This window comes from Paracoccus ravus (assembly GCF_004522175.1).
Lineage (GTDB): Bacteria > Pseudomonadota > Alphaproteobacteria > Rhodobacterales > Rhodobacteraceae > Paracoccus > Paracoccus ravus.
Genome location: NZ_SDEB01000021.1, coordinates 33,532 through 52,576 on the forward strand (window position 1 = coordinate 33,532; position 19,045 = coordinate 52,576).

21 protein-coding genes are annotated in these 19,045 nt (G+C 63.8%); 4 read left to right on the forward strand and 17 right to left on the reverse strand.

Annotated elements, in window-relative coordinates; translation table 11 throughout:
- Positions 1 to 81: 81 nt before the first annotated feature.
- The 5 genes from ESZ60_RS15475 to ESZ60_RS15495 form a co-directional block, all read right to left on the reverse strand.
- Positions 82 to 690, reverse strand: a complete 609-nt coding sequence (locus ESZ60_RS15475) for a TetR/AcrR family transcriptional regulator (RefSeq protein ID WP_134681636.1) — start codon at positions 688 to 690, stop codon at positions 82 to 84.
- A gap of 9 nt (positions 691 to 699) precedes the next feature.
- A complete protein-coding gene (locus ESZ60_RS15480) occupies positions 700 to 990 on the reverse strand; it encodes an HPr family phosphocarrier protein (protein WP_134681637.1) in 291 nt (96 codons plus the stop codon).
- Positions 987 to 1,412 carry a PTS sugar transporter subunit IIA gene (locus ESZ60_RS15485; RefSeq protein WP_134681638.1) on the reverse strand — a complete coding sequence of 142 codons (426 nt, stop codon included), beginning with the start codon at positions 1,410 to 1,412 and terminating at the stop codon, positions 987 to 989. Before ESZ60_RS15485 ends, ESZ60_RS15480 begins: the two co-directional genes overlap by 4 nt.
- Positions 1,413 to 1,439: 27 nt before the next feature.
- Positions 1,440 to 2,384 (reverse strand): RNase adapter RapZ, encoded by a 945-nt coding sequence (gene rapZ, locus ESZ60_RS15490; RefSeq protein ID WP_134681639.1) that lies wholly within the window; start codon positions 2,382 to 2,384, stop codon positions 1,440 to 1,442.
- 67 nt (positions 2,385 to 2,451) lie between these two features.
- Positions 2,452 to 2,892, reverse strand: a complete 441-nt coding sequence (locus ESZ60_RS15495) for an HPr kinase/phosphorylase (protein WP_134681640.1) — start codon at positions 2,890 to 2,892, stop codon at positions 2,452 to 2,454.
- 204 nt (positions 2,893 to 3,096) lie between these two features.
- Between ESZ60_RS15495 and ESZ60_RS15500 the strand changes: the two genes are divergently transcribed.
- A complete protein-coding gene (locus ESZ60_RS15500; protein ID WP_134681641.1) occupies positions 3,097 to 4,695 on the forward strand; it encodes a phosphoenolpyruvate carboxykinase in 1,599 nt (532 codons plus the stop codon).
- Between the two features lie 204 nt (positions 4,696 to 4,899).
- Here ESZ60_RS15500 and rnr read toward each other — a convergent pair whose 3' ends face one another.
- From rnr to purC, 9 genes are all read right to left on the reverse strand, one after another.
- Positions 4,900 to 7,155 (reverse strand): ribonuclease R, encoded by a 2,256-nt coding sequence (gene rnr / locus ESZ60_RS15505; protein ID WP_134681642.1) that lies wholly within the window; start codon positions 7,153 to 7,155, stop codon positions 4,900 to 4,902.
- Between the two features lie 44 nt (positions 7,156 to 7,199).
- Positions 7,200 to 7,418, reverse strand: a complete 219-nt coding sequence (locus ESZ60_RS15510) for a formate dehydrogenase subunit delta (RefSeq protein ID WP_134681643.1) — start codon at positions 7,416 to 7,418, stop codon at positions 7,200 to 7,202.
- Positions 7,408 to 8,223 carry a formate dehydrogenase accessory sulfurtransferase FdhD gene (fdhD, locus tag ESZ60_RS15515; RefSeq protein ID WP_134681644.1) on the reverse strand — a complete coding sequence of 272 codons (816 nt, stop codon included), beginning with the start codon at positions 8,221 to 8,223 and terminating at the stop codon, positions 7,408 to 7,410. The genes ESZ60_RS15510 and fdhD overlap by 11 nt, the downstream gene beginning before the upstream one ends.
- Positions 8,224 to 8,230: 7 nt before the next feature.
- Positions 8,231 to 11,110: a formate dehydrogenase subunit alpha gene (gene fdhF, locus ESZ60_RS15520; RefSeq protein WP_134681645.1), complete on the reverse strand. Its 2,880-nt coding sequence runs from the start codon at positions 11,108 to 11,110 to the stop codon at positions 8,231 to 8,233.
- Entirely contained in the window at positions 11,107 to 12,633 is a 1,527-nt protein-coding gene (locus ESZ60_RS15525) for a formate dehydrogenase beta subunit (RefSeq protein WP_134681646.1), read from the reverse strand. Before ESZ60_RS15525 ends, fdhF begins: the two co-directional genes overlap by 4 nt.
- The gene (locus ESZ60_RS15530; RefSeq protein ID WP_134681647.1) at positions 12,630 to 13,109 is read right to left on the reverse strand and encodes a formate dehydrogenase subunit gamma; all 480 of its coding nucleotides are present in this window, start codon (positions 13,107 to 13,109) and stop codon (positions 12,630 to 12,632) included. The genes ESZ60_RS15525 and ESZ60_RS15530 overlap by 4 nt, the downstream gene beginning before the upstream one ends.
- A 78-nt stretch (positions 13,110 to 13,187) precedes the next feature.
- Positions 13,188 to 14,060: a LysR family transcriptional regulator gene (locus ESZ60_RS15535; protein ID WP_134681648.1), complete on the reverse strand. Its 873-nt coding sequence runs from the start codon at positions 14,058 to 14,060 to the stop codon at positions 13,188 to 13,190.
- Positions 14,061 to 14,157: 97 nt separating this feature from the next.
- Positions 14,158 to 14,397 carry a phosphoribosylformylglycinamidine synthase subunit PurS gene (gene purS / locus ESZ60_RS15540; RefSeq protein ID WP_134681649.1) on the reverse strand — a complete coding sequence of 80 codons (240 nt, stop codon included), beginning with the start codon at positions 14,395 to 14,397 and terminating at the stop codon, positions 14,158 to 14,160.
- Between the two features lie 11 nt (positions 14,398 to 14,408).
- Positions 14,409 to 15,173: a phosphoribosylaminoimidazolesuccinocarboxamide synthase gene (gene purC / locus ESZ60_RS15545; RefSeq protein WP_134681650.1), complete on the reverse strand. Its 765-nt coding sequence runs from the start codon at positions 15,171 to 15,173 to the stop codon at positions 14,409 to 14,411.
- Between the two features lie 152 nt (positions 15,174 to 15,325).
- Between purC and ESZ60_RS15550 the strand changes: the two genes are divergently transcribed.
- Positions 15,326 to 15,640 carry a DUF1476 domain-containing protein gene (locus tag ESZ60_RS15550; RefSeq protein WP_134681651.1) on the forward strand — a complete coding sequence of 105 codons (315 nt, stop codon included), beginning with the start codon at positions 15,326 to 15,328 and terminating at the stop codon, positions 15,638 to 15,640.
- 41 nt (positions 15,641 to 15,681) lie between these two features.
- Here the strand turns inward: ESZ60_RS15550 and ESZ60_RS15555 are convergent, their stop codons facing one another.
- Genes ESZ60_RS15555 through ESZ60_RS15565 form a run of 3 tightly spaced genes read right to left on the reverse strand, consistent with a single transcriptional unit; the run spans position 15,682 to position 17,930 of the window.
- Complete coding sequence (locus ESZ60_RS15555; protein WP_134681652.1) at positions 15,682 to 16,998, reverse strand: MATE family efflux transporter; 1,317 nt, start codon at positions 16,996 to 16,998, stop codon at positions 15,682 to 15,684.
- A complete protein-coding gene (locus tag ESZ60_RS15560; RefSeq protein ID WP_134681653.1) occupies positions 16,991 to 17,494 on the reverse strand; it encodes a PaaI family thioesterase in 504 nt (167 codons plus the stop codon). The genes ESZ60_RS15555 and ESZ60_RS15560 overlap by 8 nt, the downstream gene beginning before the upstream one ends.
- Before the next feature lies 1 nt (position 17,495).
- Positions 17,496 to 17,930: a PaaI family thioesterase gene (locus ESZ60_RS15565; RefSeq protein ID WP_134681654.1), complete on the reverse strand. Its 435-nt coding sequence runs from the start codon at positions 17,928 to 17,930 to the stop codon at positions 17,496 to 17,498.
- A gap of 131 nt (positions 17,931 to 18,061) precedes the next feature.
- Here ESZ60_RS15565 and ESZ60_RS15570 point away from each other — a divergent pair, with 131 nt between their 5' ends.
- Positions 18,062 to 18,469, forward strand: coding sequence for a MerR family transcriptional regulator (locus ESZ60_RS15570; protein ID WP_134681675.1), 408 nt, complete (start codon positions 18,062 to 18,064; stop codon positions 18,467 to 18,469).
- Positions 18,470 to 18,639: 170 nt separating this feature from the next.
- Entirely contained in the window at positions 18,640 to 19,041 is a 402-nt protein-coding gene (locus ESZ60_RS15575; RefSeq protein ID WP_209021321.1) for a MerR family transcriptional regulator, read from the forward strand.
- Positions 19,042 to 19,045 lie beyond the last annotated feature (4 nt).

Genomic DNA, 19,045 nt, shown 5'->3' on the forward strand with positions numbered 1-19,045 from the left:
CGTCCCTTTCGATGTGAATGTTAATCACATTTACATAAATGGAGCACGCGCCGCGCCATTCAATGGCCCGAGCGGAAAAAATCACTCTGTGATGACGCCCAGACCGCGCAGATAGATAAGCGTGCCGCTTTCCAGCATGTCGGACGGAGAGATGGGCGAGCGGCCCCCGGGCTTGCCGCGGCTGAACAGCTCGACCACACCATGGCTCAGCGCCCAAATATGGTCGGCCGCCATGCTCGCCGGAGGGCGCCGCCCCTCGGGGATTCGTTGCAGCAGAGTCTCGGCGGCGCGGACCAACGTGCCCCGCGCGCGATCCGCCGCCTGAGCCAATGCCGCATTGCCCGCGATCGAAATTCCTGACTCGAACATCGCGGTGTAATAGCCCCGTCGCTCTGCCGCAAACCCCAGATAGGCCTGACCCATGCCGAGAAAGGCGCTGAGCGGGGTCCTTCCTAGCTTCAGCGCCGCCTCCAGACGGTCGGCGAATTCGTCGAATCCCTGTCGGGCGATTTCCTCGAGCAACTCGTCGCGTCCGGTAAAATGGCGGTAAGGCGCGGCGGCGCTGACCCCCACGGCACGCGCGGCCTCGGCCAGGGTAAAGCCCTGCGGCCCCTTTTCCTCGATCAGCCGCACAGTCGAATTGACCAGCGCCTGACGCAGATTGCCGTGATGATAGGAATCGCGGGCCACGTTTCGGCCCTACATGCCTTCGCCGAAGTAATCCCCGACGAGTGCCGATAGCGCATCGGCCAGCTCATGGGCCTGACTGCCCCGCGTTGTCACGCGGATCGTGCTGCCACGCGGCGCGGTCAGCATCAAAAGCCCCATGATGGAATCGCCCGAAACGCTCATCCCGTCTTTTTCGACGGTGGCCTTTGCCTCGAATTTCTCGACCGTCTCGACAAATTTGGCGCTGGCCCGGGCATGCAGGCCCTTTTCATTGATGATCTGCAGATCGCGGGTGACCGGCCCCTGGCTCATCTCATTCATGAGGCGGCGCGGCTCGGCACGGGAATGATATCGGCGGGCAGAACATCATAGCTGTTGATATATTTGCGGCCGGCATCCTTGGCCAGAGTGACCGCATCGGCGACCGACAGCTTGCGCGATTTGGCAAGCTTGACCAGCATCGGCAGGTTCGCGCCATAAAGGATCGAGCGATTGCGGGCATGACAGGCCATCAGCGACAGGTTCGAGGGCGAGCCTCCGAAAAGGTCCGTCACCACGACCACCCCGTCACCCGTATCCACCGAATCGGCCGCGGCGCAGATTTCCGCCTGCTTTTCGCCCCTATCGTGATTCTCTTCGATGGCGACCGCCCGAATCCCAAGTTGCGGGCCTACCACGTGTTCGACCGCCGAGAGATATTCCCGCGCGAGACCACCGTGTGCCACGATGACTATTCCGATCAAAGTACCTCACCACGCAAGGTCATGCCGTCAAAGCGTAGCAGTCACCGCAAGAGGTCCTGTCGTCAGACCGTCATCAGGTGCCGGCGCCTTCTCACGGCGTTCAAGTTCCCTGTGCCTAATTGACACCTGCCAGCCGGCTTTCGCAAGCGCGTCTGCCATTTTTTCCGCCATTGTGACGGAACGATGTTGCCCTCCGGTACAGCCGAAGCCGATCACGAGATGGGCCTTACCCTCTTCTAGATGGGCAGGAAGCGCAAAAAGCACAAGATCTCGCAGCTTTTCGAAGAATTCGGCAAAGCGTGGATCTGACGCAACGTAATTCTGCACAAGCGAATTGCGGCCATCTAGCGGTCGCAGTTCCGGCTCCCAATGGGGATTCGCCAGAAAGCGGCAGTCGAACATGATATCGACCCCGCGCGGCACGCCGCGCTTATAGGAAAATGACTGGACCGAGACGGTCAGCCGATGCCCCGCTTGCGTGTCGAACCAGCGCGCCAGTTCGGTTTTCAGATCATGCGGCGACAGTTCCGAGGTATCGACCAGCACATCGGCCCGCGCCCGCACCGGAGCCAGCATGTCATGCTCGGCCAGAATGGCATCCATGGGCGCGCCCTCGACCTGCAGCGGATGGCGGCGGCGGGTTTCATTGAATCGCCGCAAAAGCTGCTCGGTCGAGCAATCCAGATAGAGCACCTCGGGTTCGTAATCGGGCAGCCGCGTCAGCCTGTCGATCAGTTCGATCAGGTTGATGGCCGAGAAGTCGCGGTTGCGCACGTCCAGACCCAGCGCCAGCGGCACACCTCGCGGTGGCCCGTCCAGCAATCGCGGGATCAGCGACAGCGGCAGGTTGTCGATCGCCTCATAGCCCAGATCTTCGAGAACGTTGATCGCGGTCGAGCGCCCTGCGCCCGAGGGACCCGTGATCAGAACGACCCGCTGGGCCGGTTCGTCGGGTTTCGCCAGATGCGTCATGCTCGTCTTGTTCGTGCGCGGTGTGAATGCAACTCGCCAGGATCAGGCCCGCGTTGCCCAAGCGGGGTCAAGTTTCATCCGGATCCCCGCGCCCCGCAACAAGATATTGCAGCAAGGCTGATGCAAGATGGCCACGGCCCTGCCCCAGCACAAGCGGCAGGCCCAGATCCAGCAAGACGAGCTTGCGATGCGGCGGCAAGCGCTCGGGCTCGGCGCGATCCAGATCCACTGCCAGAGCCAGCGCGACCGGCCCGGCCGGGCGGGCCTGAAGGATGCCGATCCCCCGGGCCTCGATCCGTCCGCGCAGCGAAGACGGACAATCCGCGATCAACTGCCCCGATCGCGCCGTCACGATGGTCCGGTCATCGGCGACAAGCCCGGCCCCCCGCGCCATCATCTCGAGCGCAAGGCTCGACTTGCCCGCGCCCGAAGCCCCCAGAATCAGCAACCCCTTCCCGTCCAGAGCGACGCAGGACGCATGAAGCACTTGCTCGGAACCATTCCCCACGCTTGAAACATCCCTCTCTTCTGGATGAAAATATGCCAGTTCTCACCGCAACTTCCTCGGCCAAGGTTCCATAGGGCGTAAATGTTGGCGCGAACAGCCGATGGTTGCGCTAAACTAGGCCGGATCTAAGGTTTCGTCATCCTGCTGCCATGTTATAGCAAGCCTGAAGGCCGTCACACGGTCAGACGATCATCAGGAGCTTCCATGTCCGCACCGCGCGTAAACCCGAACTGCCGTCTCGAAGATCAGGGGATCACCGGCCTCGGCAATGTGCATTACAACCTGATCGAGCCTGCCCTGATGAACGCGGCCATCGCACGCGGCGAAGGCAAGCTCGGCAATGGTGGCACGTTCCTCGTCTCGACCGGCGCGCATACCGGCCGCTCGCCCAAGGACAAGTTCGTCGTCCGCAGCGCTTCGGTCGAAGATTCGATCTGGTGGGACAACAACAAGCCGATGTCCCCCGAGGCATTCGACTTGCTTCATGCCGACATGCTCGCGCACATGAAGGGCAAGGACTATTTCGTTCAGGACCTTTTCGGCGGTGCCGACCCGGCTTTGCGCCTCGACGTCCGCGTCGTGACCGAACTGGCCTGGCACAACCTCTTCATCCGTCACCTGCTGCGCCGTCCCGAGGCTTCGGAACTGGCGAGCTTCGTGCCGGAATTCACCATCATCAACTGCCCCAGCTTCAAGGCCGACCCGGCCCGCCACGGCTGCCGCTCGGAAACCGTGATCGCGCTCAACTTCGACAAGAAGCTGATCCTGATCGGCAACACCGCCTATGCCGGCGAGAACAAGAAATCGGTCTTCACGCTGCTGAACTACATCCTGCCGGAAAAAGGCGTGATGCCGATGCATTGCTCGGCCAACCACGCGATCGGCAATCCCGATGATTCTGCGATCTTCTTCGGCCTGTCGGGCACCGGCAAGACCACGCTCTCGGCCGATCCCTCGCGCACGCTGATCGGCGACGATGAGCACGGCTGGTCGGATCACGGAATCTTCAACTTCGAAGGCGGCTGCTACGCGAAAACGATCAACCTGTCGGCCGAGGCCGAGCCGGAGATCTACGCGACCTGCTCGAAATTCGGCACCGTGATCGAGAACATGGTCTTCGACGAGGACACGCTCGAGTTGGACTTCAACGACAACTCGATCACCGACAACATGCGCTGCGCCTATCCGCTGGAGCAGATCTCGAACGCTTCCGAGACCTCGCTGGGCGGCATGCCGAAGAACGTGATCATGCTGACCTGCGACGCTTACGGCGTCCTGCCGCCGATCGCGCGCCTGACCCCGGCCCAGGCCATGTACCACTTCCTGTCGGGCTTCACCTCGAAGACCCCGGGCACGGAAGTCGGCATTGTCGAGCCGACCCCGACCTTCTCGACCTGCTTCGGCGCGCCCTTCATGCCGCGTCGCCCAGAAGTTTACGGCAAGCTCTTGCAGGAAAAGATCAACACCACCGGCGCGACCTGCTGGCTGGTCAATACCGGCTGGACCGGCGGCGCCTTCGGCACCGGCAAGCGCATGCCGATCAAGGCAACCCGCGCCCTGCTGACCGCCGCGCTGGACGGCTCGCTGAACGAAGTCGAGTTCCGCAAGGATCCGAACTTTGGCTTCGAGGTTCCGGTCTCGGTCCCGGGCGTCGAGGACAAGCTGCTCGACCCGCGCCAGACTTGGACCGATGCGGACGCCTATGACGCCCAGGCCAAGAAACTGGTCGGCATGTTCAGCGACAACTTCGCCCAATATGCCGATAAGATCGACGAGGATGTGCGCGCCGCTGCCATCGGCTAATTGCAGTTGCGCTGAATGTAACAATGGCGGCCCATAGGGCCGCCTTTTTTCGTCTCGCGGATTGCAACCCTTGCTGCCGGGGGTTTTGCACCCCCGGACCCCCGCAGGATATTTGTGCAAGAAAGAAGCCTGGCGCCCCGCTTTTCTTTCTTGCGTAAATATCCTGGGGGAGCGCGGTACGCGCGGGGGCAAAGCCCCCGTCCTTCATTTCCGGCTACGTTTGCGTTTCTGAGCGCGCTTGACCTCGGCCAGACGCGATTGAGTTGCGCGCTTGCGGATCGGCCCCTTGCCGCGGCTGCGCCCGCCTTGCGGCATCGCACGCCCCTCGACTTCGAGAAGCTCCAGCATCAGACCCCCGGTCAAAGGCACGGCCTCGGACAGCCGCACGGTCACGCGCTGGCCGATGCCGATTTCCAAGCCGCTTTCCGAGCCAAGCAGTATCTGCGAATCCGGATCGAAATGGAAATATTCCCGCCCGATCTCGCGGATCGGGATCAGCCCGTCGGCTCCGGTCTCGTCGAGCCGGATGAAGGCACCGAATTTCTGAACGCCGCTGACCCGGCCGGTGAACTCGGCGCCCACGCGATCCGCCAGATAGGCCGCGAGATAGCGGTCAGTCGTGTCGCGCTCTGCCGCCATCGAGCGGCGCTCGGTGTCCGAGATCCGCTTGGCGGTCTCGGAGAGGTTCTCGATGTCCCAATCCGAAAGCCCGTCACTGCCCCATTTATGGCCGAGGATCAGCGCACGATGCACGATCAGGTCGGAATAGCGTCGGATCGGCGAGGTGAAATGCGCATAGGACCGCAGCGCCAGCCCGAAATGGCCGTAATTCTCGGGGTGGTAATAGGCCTGCTGCATCGAGCGCAGGGCCGTCATGTTGATCAGCTCGTCGAAATCCGAGCCCTCGGCCTGTTCCAGCAGCCGGTTCAGGTGCCGGGTCTGCAGCACCTGACCCTTGGCCAACGTGAAGCCCGAGGCCTCGGCGACCTCGCGCAGGGCGTCCAGCTTTTCGACCGTGGGCTCTTCGTGGACGCGGTAGAGCAGCGGGCGGCGCAGGCGTTCCAGTTCTTCGGCGGCGGCGACATTGGCCAGAACCATGAATTCCTCGATCAGCTTATGCGCATCGAAGCGCTCGCGGAAATTGACCGATTTCACCCGCCCGTCCGGGGTCAGGATGATCTTGCGCTCGGGCAGGTCCAGTTCGAGCGGCTGGCGACGCTCGCGCGCGGATTTGAGCAACCCGTAAGCGTGCCAAAGCGGCTTGATGACCGAATCCATCAGCGGCGCGGTCTGTTCATCCGGGTTGCCATCGGCCCCGGCCTGGGCCTGCTCGTAGCTGAGGCTCGCCTGCGAATGCATCATGCCGCGGTGAAAGCTGTGGCTGGTCTTGTTGCCCGCGGCGTCGAGCCGCATCCGCACCGCGATCACCGGGCGGTCGACGCCCTCATGCAGCGAGCAGAGATCCCCCGACAGGATATCGGGCAGCATCGGCACGACACGGTCGGGGAAATAGCTCGAATTGCCGCGCTTGCGGGCCTCGCGGTCCAGCGCCGAGTTCGGGCGGACATAGGCCGCGACATCGGCGATGGCGACCCAGATGTCGGCCCCGCCATCCTCGCGGATCTCGGCGGCAACGGCATCGTCATGGTCGCGCGCATCCGAGGGGTCGATGGTCACCAAGGGCAGGTGGCGCAGGTCCTCGCGGCCCTTCATCGTGGCGGGCTGGGCGGCATCGGCCTCGGCCATGACCTCGTCGGGGAAATCGTCGGGAATGCCATGCTGATGGATCGCGATCAGGCTGACGGCGCGCGGGGCCGACGGATCGCCCAGACGTTCCAGCACGCGGGCGACGGGCAGGCCGATACGACCGCGCGGGCCGATCTGCTCGGCCTCGACCAGCTCGCCGTTCTGCGCGCCGTGGATCTCATGCGGCGGGACCTGCCATTCCTTGTCCGAACCCTTGTCGATGGGCAGGATGCGTCCGCTGGCCTCGGGACCAGCCGAGGCGCGGCGGAAGATGCCGACGATTTTGTGCTGCACCGTGCCGATGCGGCGGATTAGGCGGGCCTGATATTGGTGATCCTCGCCATTCACCTCGATCAGGCGGGCGAGGATGCGCTCGCCGGGCGCGGTGGCCGGGTCGGCTTTCAGCGGATTATAGAGGATGCGCGGCATCGGGCCGTCGCCCTGCCATTCCATGGGCTTCGCGAAGATGTCGCCATCCTTGTCGGGCGCCAGAAGCTGGATCACGGTGACCGGAGGCAGGCGCTCGGCATCGTGGTAATGGCGGCGGCGGCGTTCGAGCAGCCCCTCGGCCTCAAGCTCCTTGAGCATACGCTTCAACTCAATACGCTCGGCACCCTTGATGCCGAAGGCCTTGGCAATGTCGCGTTTCGCGGTGGCGTCCGGATGCGCGTGCACCCAGTCGAGAATCTGTTGTCGGGAGGGAAGCTGTGCCATGCGGCCAAGCTATCACGGCCCCGGACCGGGTGGCAGGGGCAAAATCAGGCGCTTTCGGCCACGCGGATGAAGGGCACTGCCGCCTTGACGATGGGGTCGGCCTCGGCGCCACTCGCGATCTGGCCGACGAAATCGTGGCGCATCCGAGGCGACCAGAAGGCATTGATATGCCCCGCGACGGCCTCGGCGGGGGAGCCCGGCTGGCTGCGGAAGAAATCGGCCATCTGCGTGGCCATGCGGATCAGCTTGCTGTCATGCGACATCGGGACCTTCGCTTCCGGCTATGCGCCGGGGATGGGTGTAAAGATCGAAACTCTCGCCCCGCGCACGGGCGATCAGGGTGAGACCGGCCCGCTCGGCCCAATTGAGGGCGAGATTCGTCGGAGCGCTCGCGCCAATCAGCACGGGTGCGCCAAGCCGTGCGGCTTTCTGGACAAGATCGACAGAGAGTCGCGAGGACATGACGATCGCCCCCTGCCTTGCGTCGATCTCCGCCCTGGCCAAAGCGCCCGCGAGCTTGTCGAGCGCATTATGCCGCCCGACATCCTCACGCACGAGGGCCGCGCCATTCCAGAAACCCGCACCATGAATGGCCGGGGTCTCGCGCCGCAGCACCTGCCCTTGCCCCAGCGCACGCATCGCAGCCAGAACTTCGTCGGGCGACATGGTCCAGTCCGAGGCGACCGGCACGACCTGCGGCAGCGCGGCGGAGATGCTGTCCACGCCGCAAAGCCCGCAGCCGACCGGGCCGACCATGCTGCGCCGCCGCTCGGCCAGGCCTGCGGCAAGGCCCGGCCGCAGCCAGAGCCGCGCCTCGCGGGCGGGAAAGCCTCCGGCCTCGACCTCGGCTTCCTCGAAATCCTGAACATCGGCGGGCGCGGCGATCAGCCCCTCGGTCAGCGCAAAGCCCAGCGCGAAATCGCGCAGGTCCCGCGGCGTCGCCATCAGCACGGCCTGAGACATGCCGTCGATGACGATGGCCACGGGCATTTCCTCAGGGCTGGACGGCGGCCCGGCATGATGCCAGCCGCCGTCCCAGCGCAGGGGGGCGGAGGGTTGGTCCTTCATCGCCGCCTCACTCGGCGGCGGCGGGCAGGATGCGGCGGGACTGGTCCGAATGGCTGCGATACTCCTCTTGCCATTCCGACGGGCCGTTCGAGGGGCTGACCTGCACGGCCGTCACCTTGAATTCGGGGCAGTTGGTGGCCCAGTCGGAATTGTCCGTGGTGACCACATTGGCCTGAGTCGTCGGATGATGGAAGGTGGTATAGACGACCCCCGGCGCGACGCGTTCCGTGAGCAGCGCGCGCAGCGTGGTGTCTCCCGAACGCGAGGCCACGCGCACCCAGTCGCCATCCCGGACGCCCCGGTTCTCGGCGTCGGAGGGGTGAATTTCTAGAATATCCTCGGGGTGCCAGACGAGGTTGTCGGTGCGCCTCGTCTGCGCGCCGACATTGTATTGCGACAAGATCCGCCCAGTGGTCAGCAAAAGCGGGAAGCGCGGTCCGCTGCGTTCCTCGGTCGCGACATATTCGGTATGGATGAAATGCCCCTTGCCGCGCACGAAGCCATCGACATGCATCAAGGGCGTGCCAAGCGGCGCTTTCTCATTGCAGGGCCATTGCACCGAGCCTTCGCGATCCAGCAGATCATAATTGACACCAGCGAAGCTTGGCGTGGTCAGGGCGATCTCTTCCATGATTTGAGACGGGTGCGAATAATCCCAGTTCGCGCCCATGCGGTTCGCCAGCATCTGGGTGACCTGCCAATCTTCATAGCCGTTCTTGGGTGTCATGGCACGGCGGACCATATTGATGCGACGCTCGGCATTCGTAAACGTGCCATCCTTTTCAAGGAAGGACGAGCCGGGCAGAAAGACATGCGCGTAATTCGAGGTTTCGTTCAGGAACAGGTCCTGCACGATGACGATATCCATCGCGGACAGCGCCGAGGTCACATGACGCGTATCCGGGTCGGATTGCACGATATCCTCGCCTTGGCAGTAAAGGCCGCGGAAGCGACCGGCCAAAGCCTCATCGAACATGTTGGGAATGCGCAGGCCGGGTTCCGGCGACAGCGGCACGCCCCAAGCCTTTTCATAGATCGCCCGCGTCGCAGCATCCGAGACATGGCGATAGCCCGGATATTCATGCGGGAAGCTGCCCATGTCGCAAGAGCCCTGCACGTTGTTCTGACCGCGCAGCGGGTTCACCCCCGTCCCCGGCACGCCGATATTGCCAGTCATCATCGCAAGGTTTGCAATCGCCATGACGGTGGTCGAACCTTGCGAATGCTCGGTCACGCCAAGACCGTAATAGATGCTGGCACGCGGGGCGCGCGCATAGGCGCGGGCGGCCTGCCGGATCAGGTCGGCGGGAACCTTGCTGAGCTTCTCCACTTCCTCGGGGGAATGGCGAGGGTCCAGCAGGAACTCGGCATAGGCAAGGAACTCATCCCAGTCGCAACGGGCGCGGATGAAGTCCTCGTCGTAAAGCTTCTCGGCGACGATCACCTGCGCCATCGAGGTCAGCACCGCGACATTGGTGCCGGGCCGCAAGGGCAGATGCAGCCCCTGCCCCATATGCGGGGTTTTCAGCAAATCGATCTCGCGCGGATCGACAACGATCAGCCCTGCCCCCTGCCGCAGGCGCTTGCGAAGACGCGAGGCAAAGACCGGATGCCCATCGGTCGGGTTCGCCCCGATGACCAGCGCCAGATCGGTTTCCTCGACCGAGTCAAAATCATGCGTCCCCGCCGAAGTGCCAAAGGTCGTGCGCAAGCCGTAACCGGTGGGCGAGTGACAGACCCGCGCGCAAGTATCGGTATTGTTCGTGCCCAGCACCGCACGGGCGAGCTTCTGGACGAGATAGGTTTCCTCATTGGTGCAGCGCGACGAGGTAATGACGCCGACCGCATCGACCCCGTAATCGGCCTGCGCCTTGCGCATCCGGGTCGCGGCGAAATCCAACGCCTCATCCCAAGTCACCACCTGCCACGGGTCCGAGATCTTCTCGCGGATCATCGGGTTCAACTGGCGGTCCTGATGGGTGGCATAGCCCCAAGCGAAGCGACCCTTGATGCAGCTATGGCCACGGTTCGCCTTGCCGTCCTTCGAGGGCACCATGCGCACGACTTCTTCGCCGCGCATATGGGCGTCGAAGGAACAGCCGACGCCACAATAAGCGCAGGTCGTTTTGACGATATGCTCGGGCGTGCCGATCTCGATCACCTTATTCTCGATCAGCGTGGCGGTCGGACAAACCTGCACGCATGCCCCGCACGAAACGCAATCCGAGGACAGGAAACTGTCCGAGAACATCCCCGCCGAGACGCGGCTGTCAAAGCCCCGCCCTTCGATGGTCAGGGCAAAGGTCCCCTGCACTTCCTCGCAGGCGCGGACGCAGCGCGAGCAAACGATGCATTTCGCCGGATCGAAGGTGAAATAAGGGTTCGACTGATCCTTCGGCCGGTATTCCGGGTTCGGGCCTTCGGCATCGCGGCGGGCGAAATGGTTCGCGCCCGGCTCATAGCGGACTTCGCGCAGGCCCACGGCCCCGGCCATATCCTGCAATTCGCAATCGCCATTCGCCGCGCAGGTCAGGCAATCGAGCGGGTGGTCGCTGATGTAAAGCTCCATCACGCCCTTGCGGATACGCGCGATGTCCTCGGTCTGGGTATGAACGACCATGCCCTCGGACACCGGCGTGGTGCAGGAAGCAGGCGTGCCGCGCATCCCCTCGATTTGCACGACACACAGACGGCAGGACCCAAAGGCGCTGACATGATCGGTCGCGCAAAGTTTCGGGACCGTGATCCCGGCAATTGCCGCCGCCCGCATCACGCTGGTTCCTGAAGGAACGGATACCGCAATGCCATCGACCAGAAGATTAACCGTCACATCGGATTTCGCCGCAGGCGTGCCATAATCGCGGTCGGGGATAATGAAATCCTTCATTCTGCGGCCTCCTTGCGCGGGGCTCCCCGCCCGCTGAATTCATCAGGGAAATGGGTCAAAGCGGATAGGACCGGGAAAGGCGCAAAGCCCCCCAGCGCGCAAAGCGATCCCCATTTCATTGTGTTGCACAGGTCTTCCAGCACCGGGATCGCGTCCGCGTCTCCCGAGGCGATGCGGTCGATCGTTTCCACGCCCCGAACCGAGCCGATCCGGCAGGGCGTGCATTTCCCGCAGCTTTCCACCGCGCAGAATTCCATCGCGAACCGCGCGAGTTTCAGCATATCGGCGCTGTCGTCAAAGACGGTAATCCCGGCATGGCCCAGCAGCCCGTTGCGGCCCGCGAGTTCTTCATAGCCAAAGGGCACGTCGAAATCCTGGGCAGGAATGTACGCCCCCAATGGCCCGCCGACCTGCGCCGCCTTGACCGGACGACCCGAGGCCGTGCCGCCCCCGATCTCATTGATGATCTGGCCAAGGGTCAGGCCAAATGCCGCCTCGAACAGCCCGCCATGTTTAACATTGCCCGCGATCTGGATCGGGATCGTCCCGGTCGAGCGGCCAATGCCCAGCTTGGCATATTCCGCCCCGCCATGCGCCAGAATCCAAGGGATCGTGCCCAGCGAGATCAGGTTGTTGACGACCGTGGGCTTGCCAAGAAACCCCTCCAGTGCCGGGATCGGCGGTTTCGCCCTCACCGTGCCGCGCTTGCCTTCGAGGCTGTTCAGAAGGCTGGTTTCCTCGCCGCAGACATAGGCCCCCGCACCGACGCGGACCTCCATGTCGAAGGCGTGGCCCGAGCCCAGAACCGAGGCTCCCAGCATCCCCGTCTGCCGGGCAAGCTTGATGCCCTCCTCCATCAGGCGGATCGAATCCGGGTATTCGCTGCGGATATAACAGTAACCGCGCGTCGCCCCCACCGCGATCCCGGCAATCGCCATGCCCTCGATCAGGGTCAGGGGATCGCCCTCCATGAGCATCCGGTCGGCGAAACTGCCGCTATCGCCTTCATCGGCATTGCAGACGATATATTTCTGATCGGCCTTAGCGCCCGCCACCGTCTTCCATTTGATGCCGGTCGGGAAGCCCGCGCCACCACGCCCACGCAGCCCCGAGCGCGTGACCTCTTCGACAATGGCGTCCGGCCCCAGGGCAATCGCCCGACGCAAACCGGCAAAGCCGCCATTTGCCTCATATTCCGCGACCGAAAGCGGGTCGATCACACCGACGCGGGCGAAGGTCAGACGCTTCTGCGCCTTCATCCAAGGCAGTTCATCGACTGGCCCCAAGGCCAGCGGATGATCCGTCCCGTCGCGCAGCGCCTCGATCAGTCCCAGCACATCATCAACTTCGATCGGACCATAGCCATAGCGGATGCCATCGCGCTCGACCTCGACCAAAGGTTCCAACCAGACCATCCCGCGCGTGCCATTGCGCGTGACCTCGAAATCCTGCGCCAAAGCCTTGGCCACATCATCTGCGCCAAGCGCCTTTGCTGCGGCATCAAGCGGAACCCAGACCCTCATGCGCCCGCCTCCGCCACCAGCTTTTGCAGTTTCGGCAGGCTTGCCCGACCGATCACTTTTTCACCAATCTGCGCCGAAGGCCCACATGCGCAAAGCCCAAGGCAAAAGACCGCCTCAAGCGTCAGCCGCCCATCCGGCGTCGTCTCATGAAAATCAATCCCAAAAGCCGCGCGAACCTGATCGGCCAGCGCATCCGCCCCCATCGACTGGCAGGCCTCGGCCCGGCACAGCCGCAGCACATGCCGCCCCGAGGGATGGTCGCGGAAATCATGATAAAAGCTCACCACCCCATGCACTTCGGCACGGGTCAGCCCAAGCGCTGCGGCAATCTGGGGCTGCGCCTCTTCAGGAATGTATCCCCATTCCGCCTGAAGATCGTGCAGGATCGGCAACAGCGGTCCTTCGCGATCCTTGTGGATGTCGATGATCGCGGCGAGGCGTTCTGAAAAATCAGCGGAAATCGCTGCGGTTGTCATGACTGGGTCGATCCGGGCTCTGCTCTGTTACAAGCAGATTAGGCCCCGGCGATAGCCCCAACAATGGCGACATCCCGTCTATTGATCGAATTTTTCTATCAAACCAGCCGAGCGCAGCAGGGCATCGACAAGCGGCGGATGCGGCTCGCGCGGGGCAGTCACCAGCCCGACCATATGCCCCTCGCCACTCAGATCGCGCGCCCGCACCCCCTCTGGCAGGGGCAAGCCACGGGCCAGCGCGCGCGGCAGGATCGCCGCCCAGTCGCCGGTCGCGACATGGGCCAGGATCGCCAGCATCGAGGTCGACTCGACCCGAGGCAGGGCCTCGGCCCCGGCGGCCATCAGGTGGCGGGTGACGATCCGGCGGTTCTGCATATCGGGGGTCAGAAGGCACAAGGGCAGTTGCGCGGCCTCGGCCCAGCCGACCGGCCCTTCCACATCACCGCGCGCGATCAGACAATAGGTCTCGCGATAAAGCGCCACGCTTTGCACTCGGCCCAGTGGTTCGCTGTCCAGATAGGTGACGCCCGCATCCAGTTCCAGCGCCTCGATCTGCTCGCGGATCTCGTCCGAGGAGCGCGACAGGATCGACACGCGGGCATTCGGATGGCGGCGCAGAAACTGCCCCGTCAATTCGGCAATACGCGGCATGGCGGTCGGGATCACGCCAAGCCGCAAAAGCCCGGTCACGCCCTTGCGGCTGGCCTGCATCTCGGCCTGCATATTGCGGGCATCGCCGACGATGCGCCGCGACCAGATCAGCACGCGTTCACCCTCGGGCGTCAGCCCCTGGTAGCGCGAACCGCGCCGCACCAATTGGACACCCAGCTGATCTTCCAGCGATTTGATGGCGGATGACAGGGTGGGCTGGGTGATTCCCAGCGCCTCGGCGGCGCGACCGAAATGGCCTTCGCGCGCCAAAACCATGAACATGGAGAGCTTCTCGATCACGAGGCCGCCTCCCCGCAGCGCAAGCGCCTTCTTTCTTGTTCAAATATCCCGGGGGTCCGGGGGCAGAGCCCCCGGTCCCTGTTCGCAATCCGGCGGATCAGACGATCTCGATGGCGTATTTCTCGATCACCGTATTGGCCAGAAGGCCTTCGCACATCCGGGCGACTTCGGCCTTGGCGGCTTCGGCATCGACCGAGGCCAGATCCAGTTCGATCACCTTGCCCTGACGGACGCCATCGACGCCCGAAAAGCCAAGACCGCCAAGCGCGTGGCGGATCGCCTCACCCTGCGGGTCCAGAACGCCATCTTTCAGCATGATGGTGACACGGGCTTTCATGGCAGGGCCTTTCAGTTGATCAGGGTAGGCTTCGAGAGACTGGTCGTGTTGGCGGGCAAAAGACCCAGCCGGCGCGCGACCTCGGTATAGGCATCGGTCAGGCTGCCCAGATCGCGGCGGAACACGTCCTTGTCCAGCTTCTGGCCGGTCTTGACGTCCCACAGGCGGCAGCTGTCGGGACTGATCTCATCGGCCACGACAAGGCGCATGAAATCGCCATCCCAGATGCGGCCGATCTCGATCTTGAAGTCGATCAGCTTGATGCCCGCGCCGAAGAACACGCCCGACAGGAAGTCGTTCACCCGCAAGGCGAGGCTGACGATATCGTCCAGATCCTGCTGCGAGGCCCAGCCAAAGGCGATGACATATTCTTCCGAAACGAAGGGATCGCCCAGCTCGTCATTCTTGAAGCTGTATTCGACGATCGGGCGCGGCAGGGCAGTGCCCTCTTCCATGCCCAGACGCTTGGCGATCGAACCGGCGGCGAAGTTGCGCACGATCACTTCCAGCGGAATGATCTCGACCTGACGGATCAGCTGCTCGCGCATGTTGATGCGGCGGATGAAGTGGTTCGGCACGCCGATATTGGTCAGCCCGGTCATGAAGAACTCGGACAGGCGGTTGTTCAGCACGCCCTTGCCCTCGATCGTGGCTTTCTTCTGGGCGTTGAAGGCGGTGGCATCATCCTTGAAGTATTGGATCAGCGTGCCGGGCTCGGTGCCTTCGTAAAGGATCTTCGCCTTGCCTTCGTAGATTTTCTTGCGCCTTGGTGCCATGCTGCGCGTCTCCCGTCCGCAAGGTAAGTGATATTCTTCTGGCGCTATAGGCCAGAAACGGGGTCAGGGGCAATACGAGGCTTGCGATCCTCCGGGCCAAGGGCATACCGTGAAAGGGTGTTTTGGCGAAACACGAAACCGGAGGAATGCCCGTGACCACTTTCGACGACCGCGAACGCGCCTATGAGGCCCGCTTTGCCCGAGATGCCGAGTTGAATTTCAAGGCCGAGGCGCGGCGCAATCGGCTGCTCGGAGAATGGGCCGCCAAGCTCATGGGCAAGTCCGGGGACGAGGCTCGCAGCTATGCCCTGACCGTGGTCACGTCGGATTTCGACGAGCCGGGCGACGAGGACGTGTTCCGCAAGCTCTTGGCCGATCTGGGCGGCCTGGTCGATGAGGCGACCATCCGCACCCAGATGGCCGCGCTGCGCGTGACCGCCCGCGAGCAGATCCTGAACGAAATCTGACCCCTTAAAAACCCGAGCTCGACCCAGCGCGCAGACCCGACTCAGCGCGCCGCGGCCTCGACCTGCGGATAATGTCGCCACAGGGTCACGCCGCGCAGCAGGCTCAGCACCATCAGCGCGGCCCATAGCCCGTGATTGCCCAAAAGGCGGGGCAGCAGGATCAGGAGCGGCAGGTAGAGCCCGACCGACAGAATCATCGCGCGGCGCATCTCGCTTGTCCGTGTCGCCCCGATGAAGATGCCGTCCAGCATCCACGCGCCGATCCCCAGAACCGGCGCGACGACCAGCCATGGCAGGTAATCGCGCGCCGCGGCCCGCACCTCGGGGGCCGTGGTCAGAAGGTCGATGATCGCAGGACCGCCCATGGCGAAGAACAATCCCAGGGCGAGGGCACCGGCCGCCCCCCATTGCGAAGTCAGCCGGGCCGCGCGCCGCAGCCGGTCCGGGCGACGCGCGCCAACCGCCTGCCCGACCAGAGATTCGGCCGCAAAGGCGAAACCGTCCAGCGCATAGGCCGTGATCGAGAGGAATTGCAGCAGCACCTGATTGGCCGCCAGCGTCACATCGCCAAGGCCCGCGCCAAGGAACATGAAACTGGTGAAACTGGCCTGCAGCAGCACCGAGCGCAGCATGATGTCGCCATTGACCCGCAAGAGCCGGCGCATTCGGTCGGCGGCGAACAATCCGGCCACGCGCCAGCCCTCAAAGATCGCCCGGCGGGCAAAGAACAGACCCAGCGCCAGCCCCGACCATTCGGCGATCAGGGTCGCCTGCGCGACGCCCTCGATGCCCCAACCAAGATGGATGACGAACAGCACGTCCAGCCCCGCGTTCAGCCCGTTCATCAGCACCTGCAAGACAAGGACATGGCCCGTCCGCTCCAGCGCGATCAGCCAGCCGGTGATGGCGTAGAGCGCGATCGTCGCCGGTGCCCCCCAGATCCGGATCGCCAGATAATCGCGGGCGAGCGCCTCGACCTCAGCCGAGGCCGGGGCAAGCCGGAAAGCCAAAGCAAAGACCGCGCCTTGCAGCAGGATGAAGCCCAGCCCCGCCAAGATCCCGATGGCCAGCGCGCGCAGGAGATGCGCGCCGGTTTCGGCTTTGTCGCCCGCGCCATGGGATTGGGCGACCATGCCCGAGGTTCCCATGCGCAGAAAGCCAAAGATCCAGTAGATCGAGGTCAAGATGATCGACCCGATCCCGACCGCGCCGATGGGTGCCGCCGCGCCCAGCTGGCCGACCACGCCGGTATCGACCAGACCCAACAGCGGAACCGTCGCATTCGACAATACGATGGGCAGCGCGATGGCCAGGACGCGGCGATGCGTCAGCCCCTGCCCAGCGGTCGCGTCAACCATGCTGCGGCATCAGGAAATGCCCGGTCGCCTGCGCGAAAAGCTTGTTGCGCTGGTCCTGCCAGGCCTCGACATGGACGCTCGCATAGCGCCGCCCCGAGCGCACCACGCGGGCCCGCGCATAGGCGTCGCGCGGCAGGCCCGAGCGCAGGTAATCCACGGTGAAATCAATGGTCTTGGGCAGGCGCGGCATGGTCTCGGGCATGGCGGCATCGGGGGCGATGCGGCCCTCTTCCATGTCTTCCCAGATCGCGGTCCAGGTCAGTTCGACGATGGCCGTGACCTCGAGGAAAGCCGCCGTCACCCCGCCATGGATCGCAGGCAGCATCGGATTGCCGATCAGCTTCTGGTCAAAGGGCAACGTGGCGGTCAACTCGTCGCCACGCCGGTCGAACTCGATCCCCAGCCAGCGGATATAGGGTACGCCCGAGACCAGCGCGCTCAGCGTGTTGTTGCGACGCGACTTGATCGCGGCCAGAGGTTCGTTGCGGTCGGCCATGTCAGCGCTCGAAGGTAAAGGCCCCCGTGGCCGAGGCCACCGGGCGGGTTTCGTCCTCGTCCATCGCGACGGCGCGCACGAATGCGACCGAGCGGGTGACGTGATAGCATTCGGCCCGCGCCCTGATGCCCTGCCGGGGCGTGGCACTGCGCATGTAATCGATCCGCAGGTCGATGGTGGCGGTAATGCGTGGCCCCTCGGGATGGGACATGACGGCCGCGCCGCAGCAGGTATCCATCAGGGCCGAGATCACCCCGCCATGGATGACTCCGCTGCGCGGATCGCCCACCAGATCGGGATTCCACGGCAGCGAGATCACCGCGCCACCGGGCGTCAATTCCTCCAGCGACATGCCAAGCGCACAGGCATGAGGAATGGCCTCGATGAACTGGCGGGCAATGCGCTGCTGCTGCGCGCTGGCGCTTTCCTCGGTCATGTCTTCCCCTGCTGCTGGCGGTCTTGCCACGATTAGCTTCCGGGTCACTATGTCACAAGGGTCCGGGGTTGCGCAGAGTTGAGTTTGCACCCACGCTGGGCTAGGCTCGCGGCAATCCCCACAGGTCCATGATGACAGACAGCGACTATATCAGCTTCAAGGAAATGTGCGCGCGCTTCGACGTGACCCCGCGCACGCTGCGTTACTACGAATATATCGAACTGCTCAGCCCGAAAAAGGAAGGCCGCTCCCGCTTTTACGGCCCGCGCGAGCTTGCCCGGATGAAGCTGATCCTGCGCGGCCGCCGGTTCGGCTTTTCGCTCGAGGACATTCGGCAATGGCTGATGATCTATGAAGAGAAGGGTACCGAGGAACAGTACAAGGTCTGGATCGACCTCGCCAATCGGCAGCTTGACGTCCTGACCCAGCAGCGCGACGAGATCGAGGCCGCAATCACCGATCTGCGCGACCTGCGGGACGAAACGGCGAGCATTCTCGATGAAATGGGTCGCGGAAAGCCCATTGCCCAGCAATCCTGAAGCAACGGCAATCCTGAAGCGCCTGATTTCCAATGCGTTCTTTCGCCCGGCCATCGCGCCGGGCGTTCTCGTTTTCGCACCGCACACGGCTGACGCCACGTCGCAGCTTACGCGCACGTCAACCTGCCCTATAGTCGAAAGCATCGAATTGAATGCTTTGGAGGGAGGCCATGAGCGATCAGTTGATGACCATCCGCGAGATGTGCAACGCGTTCCAGGTTACGCCTCGGACCCTTCGTTTCTACGAATCGCGCGAATTGATCTTTCCCGAAAGACGCGGCCAGCACCGGCTGTATGACCGCGTGGACCGCGCCCGCCTGACGCTGATCCTGCGCGGCAAGCGCTTTGGCTTCTCGCTGGAACAGATCCGGCAATTGCTCGAACTTTACGACCCGGCCGAACGCAACCTGACCCAGACCCAGGCCACCATCGCGACCGCCCGCGAGCGCCTCGCCGATATGGAGCGCCAGCAGGCGGATCTTGCCACCGCCATCACCGAATTGCGCCAGCAGATCGCCGAGGGCGAGACCTGGCTCGACAGCCTGAAATCAGCTTCCCGCCAGACGGCCTGAATTC